Source organism: Intestinibacter sp. (genome assembly GCF_051866655.1).
GTDB lineage: Bacteria > Bacillota > Clostridia > Peptostreptococcales > Peptostreptococcaceae > Intestinibacter.
The window spans coordinates 1-5289 of sequence record NZ_JBJDXL010000177.1 but is presented as its reverse complement, the minus strand read 5'-3'; the positions used below and the strand labels follow the sequence as shown (position 1 = coordinate 5289).

General features: G+C 31.7%; 2 protein-coding genes. Both read left to right on the top strand.

Annotation, left to right across the window (positions count from 1 at the left end):
- Positions 1-2747, top strand: a 2747-nt coding sequence (locus ACI3VO_RS05380) for a cadherin-like beta sandwich domain-containing protein (protein ID WP_439756927.1), incomplete at its 5' end; no start/stop codon positions are given.
- A 499-nt stretch (positions 2748-3246) separates the two neighbouring features.
- Positions 3247-5100, top strand: a complete 1854-nt coding sequence (locus ACI3VO_RS05375; protein ID WP_439756926.1) for a hypothetical protein — start codon at positions 3247-3249, stop codon at positions 5098-5100.
- Positions 5101-5289 lie beyond the last annotated feature (189 nt).

Sequence of the window (5289 nt, the reverse complement as noted above, 5' to 3'; positions counted from 1 at the left end):
CCGAAGAAGTAACAAATAAAAATGAAAGTACAGTAGTACAAGCTGCAGCTACAGAAGAAAGTAAATGTAATCTAGCATCCTTAAGCGTTAAAAACCAAACATTATCACCTGAATTTAGCGCTGATGTACTAGATTATACTATAGCAGATTTACCTTATTCAACAAGCTCTATAACAGTCAATGCTACAGCTGAAACTGAAGGCTCAACAGTAAAAATCACTTATACAAATTACAAGGGTGAAGAAAAAACAGCATCTTCTTCAGGACTAGTAAGTAATTTAAAATACGGCAAAAACGTAATAAATGTAGCTGTAACTTCAGAGGATGGTTCAGAAACAAAGGTTTACACTATAACATTTAACAGAAAATCTGCTTTATCTTCAATTACTGCAACTGTAGATGGAAAAGATTTAGTTTTAACACCTAGCTTCAAAAGCAGCGTAAATGATTATGAAGCTACTATAGCTAAAGGTTCAAAATCTATTTTAATAAAAGCAACTGCTAGTGTAGTTAGCGATTACAATACTATAAAAGTAAATGGACAAGTTCTTTCTGAAGATGGAGTAAGTATAGACTTAAACGGTGGAACTAATAATATAACAATAACTATCACAGGAGATGACCAAAAGGGTGAAAATACTTACAATTTAACTATAAAAGAAGTAGAATCAGCTTCTCTAAACGTAAATTGTGATGTAGACGGTGCTGTAGTTAGACTGATAGATCCTAATGGAGATGAAGTAAGCGGAAATGGAAAATATACAGGTTTGCTTTCTGATTCAACATATACTCTATTAGTTTTAAAATACGGATATATAACTCATAAAGAAGAAATACAAATTGTAGCAGGAGAACAAACAAAGAATATAACTTTAGAAAAAGCACCTGCTAGTACTCTACAAGAAGTAGCTTCTGAGTGGAAAAACTTCAGAGGTAACGATGAAAACATGGGTATAACAAATGCCAAAACACCTAGAAATTCATCAGAAGCAACTGTAAAATGGACTGCTAAATTAGGTAGTGGTTGGTCAGCAGCGCCAAGTGTACAAATTGAAGTCGACGATTCTATAGTTGTTATGTCAGGTACAAAAATATACAAATTAAGTAAAGAGGATGGCTCAATAATAACAAGTGGCGATATGGCAAGCTCCCCAAGCTATGGCTATACACCTCCAGTTTACACTAATGGTATGATAATAGCACCTTTAGGTAAAGGTACAGTTCAAGCATTTAATGCCAAGACATTAGAATCTCTTTGGGTAAGTGAATCATTTGGTTCAAGTGCACAAGCATTATCTCCAATAGCTTCTGATGATGGATATGTCTATTTAGGATTCTGGAATAGTGAGGTTAAAGAAGCTGATTTTGTTTGTATATCAACAACAGATGAAGATACAGCTAAAACAAATGAAACTAAATACGCATCTTGGAAATTTACTGTAAAAGGTGGATTCTATTGGGCAGGAGCTTATATAAAAGGAGATAACGTTATAATAGGTACTGACGATGGAGAAAGTGGATATGAAGGAACTGGACACGTCTACAGCTTAAATAAAAATACAGGAAAAGTAGTAGATTCTATAGAAGTAGTCGGAGACCAACGTTCTACAATTTCTTATGATAAGACTTCAGATAGAATATTCTTTACAACTAAAGCAGGATACTTATACTCTATGAAAGTAAATGCTGATGGAACTTTTGATAAATCTACTTTAAAATCTAAACAAATGGAAGGTCAATGTACAAGTACACCAGCCGTATATAATGGAAGAGTTTACATAGGTACAGGTACTTTAACTGGAGGAGGAAAGGTAGTAGTAGCAGATGCAAGTACATTAGAAATTATCTACGAAGCACCATTACAAGGATATCCTCAAGCTTCAGTACTTATATCTACAGCTTATGCAAAACAAGAAAATGGAAAGGTTTACGTATATTGCACATATAATAAAACTCCAGGAGGAATAACTGTATTAGAAGATTCTCCAGGACAAACAGAAGCTATCTACAGTGAATTAATCGATTTACCAACTGATTTACAACAATACTGTATAGCAAGTCCTATATGTGACAGCGATGGAACTATATACTACAAAAACGACTCAGGTAATGTAATAGCTATAGCTAATACTAATAAGAGTATAGATGTAACATTTGATGCCGATAATGGAAGTGAAGCAGTAGTTAAATCTGTTTCAAAGGATCAAGCTTTAGAATACACTCCAGAAAACCCAACTAAAGAGGGTTATACATTTGTAGGATGGTATAAAGATACTGACGATATAACTACTAAATATCAGTCAGGAGAAAAATACACTGAAAATGTAACATACAAGGCTAAATGGGCTCATGTAGCAATGCTTGGAGCACAAGTAAAAGTAGTAGTAAATGATAAGAGTGGTATAAGATTTGGAACAAAAATCTACAATGATGGAGATGAAATAGTAGAAAAAGGAACTCTAATACTTCCAGCTAAGCTACTTGCAGATGGAGAAAGTTTAAGCTTAGATACTCCTAAGGTAGCTAAATCTATAGGTAAAGTAAACTATGAAGTAAATGAAAAAGAAAATTATGTGACTTATTTAGGAACAATAGTAAATATAGAAAGATCACATTTTGATGAAGAATTAACTGCAAGCTCTTACGTTACATATAAAGACAAACAAGGACACGTTTATACAGTTTATTCTCCATATAAAAATGGCTCAACATCAGTAAATAAATTACAAGAATCAATCAATAAATAAAGTCATTGAAAAAATTTTGATGTATTGTTTAAAAAGTTCTACTACTTTAATTACAAAAAGTAGTAGAACTAAAGATTATACTTACAAAAAATAAATCTAATGTTATAATGATAGAGAAATAGCAAAGCTTTTATTTTAACTTTATTTGTAGGGAATTAATTGGCCAAATTAAAGTAAAAGCAAAGCCACGATTAAAACGCTAACTCTTGTAATTAAAAATTAAATTCAAACAAATCTCACATAGAAGGGAGTATAGATTATAAATCTACTTTCCCTAAAATTAATTCCCTATTTTTTTATATGATTTTTAAAGACTCCGAGATAAAAGAGTCTTTTTAAAATTTTATGAGGATTTATAAGTAGTAGAACTTTTGTTAAAAAGTGCTACTACTTAAAAGTAGACTTTTCTTACACCAAATCTATTGTACAATTAAGTAAGTATATAATTAAAAAAATAAAATCTTTTGAGAGAAAATTATCATATTAAGGGGTGAATAAATTGTTAAAAAAAATATGTACAATATTTCTTTCTTTTGTCGTAATAATTGGATTTGTATTTTCAAATAGTGTAAATTCTTATGCATATAACCAAGAAAAGATACAGAAATACATAAATGAAACAGCGAGTTTAATGTACAAAACTATACCTGAGCCTACTGTAGCGAGTATAGGAGGTGAATGGACTGTACTGAGCTTAGCTAGAAGTGGAGTAAAAATACCAAAAAGCTATTACGATGATTACTACAAAAGAGTAGAAAAAACGCTAAAAGATTGCGATGGACAGCTTCATAAGGTTAAGTATACAGAGTATTCTAGAGTAATACTAGCGCTTACAGCTATGAATAAAGACGTAACCGATGTAGCAGGATACAATCTACTTGAATATTTAACTGATTTAGATAATGTAAAAAAACAAGGTATAAATGGACCAATTTTTGCACTTATAGCATTTGACAGTGGAAATTACGAAATACCACAAAAATCAGGTGTAAAAGATCAAGTTACTAGACAAAAGTTAATTGACTTCATATTAAACAAAGAAATTCACAAAGGTGAAAAAGATGCAGGAGGATGGGCACTTAGTGGAAATGATCCTGACCCTGACATTACTTTTATGGCATTACAAGCATTATCTAATTATACTGACCAAGAAGAAGTCAAAGAAGCTGTAAATAGAGCCTTGGATGTAATGAGTAAGAAGCAATTATCTACAGGGGCCTTCGATTCTTGGGGAACTATGAACTGTGAAAGCACAGCACAAGCTATAGTTGCTTTAACTGCTCTAGGCATAGATGTAGACAGCGATTCTAGATTTATAAAGACAGATTCAAATGGAAATAAGAATACTGTAATAGATGGTCTATTATATTTTTATTGCAAGGGTGGCGGATTTGCACACGTATTAGAAGGATATGACGGCGGTGGGGGCGCTGGAACAGGACTTAACGCAATGGCTACAGACCAAGGAATGTACGCTTTAGTAGCATATAATAGATATTTAAAGGGTCAAAATAAATTATACGATATGACAGATGCCAGTACTACTTTTTCTACAGGGGATAATCCTGATTTAAATGGAAAAGATGATGGTGACGACGATAACGACAACCAAAATAACAATAACGAAAATAATAATAGCAATAATCAAAATAGCAACAGTAACAGTGAAAATAAAAACAACCAAAATACAAAAGTAGACAGCTCAGGAAATACAACATATACATCTAAGGTTGGAAATAAGAGTGTTAAAACAACTGAAAACAAGAGTGCCACTATAAGTATAAAGACAGTGTATACTGGTGAAAAGGATGGATTAATACCCGAAAAGAAAAAATGCGTGATAATTGAATTTAAAGAAAAAGAAAAAGAAGAAATAGTTGAATTCAAATTATCTAAAGACAAAAAACAATACTTGTATTATTCACAAGAATTATCAGATAAGAGCAATACTCCTACATATATAGCTTTATTTGATACATCTGTAGAAAAGGAAGATTTGCTAAAAATGGAAAACTATGAATTCCACAAAATAGAGGAAGCCAAAGTCGATCAAAATGCTTCAAATGAAGAAGCTGATTATACAAAGCCAGAAAAATACGAAATAATATTTGGAGATGTAAATGGAGATAAGGTAATAAATGCACAAGATGTTCTAGATGTTCAATCAATATTATCAGGAAAATTAGATTTAACTGATGAAAAACAAATAATAGCTATAAATGTATCTATGGACTCTAAAATTGACAACGGGGATATAGAGCAAATAATGAATAATTTCTTATCAAAATCTGAATATACAATTTTTAAGATTTGGGACGATAAAGTAAAAGATAATGTTAAAGTAAATAACTAGGGAGGAGAACATGAAATTAAGCAAACAAAAAATAACTGCTATTGCTGTAATACTTTCTCTCATAGTAGTTGGAGTAGTTTACGGTATTGGCGTAAAATCAAAACAAGATCAAGTAAATAATACTGTAAAGCAAGAGGATGAAAACCAAGAGGTAGCTTTATCATTAGAATACGACAAGGATTTGACTGC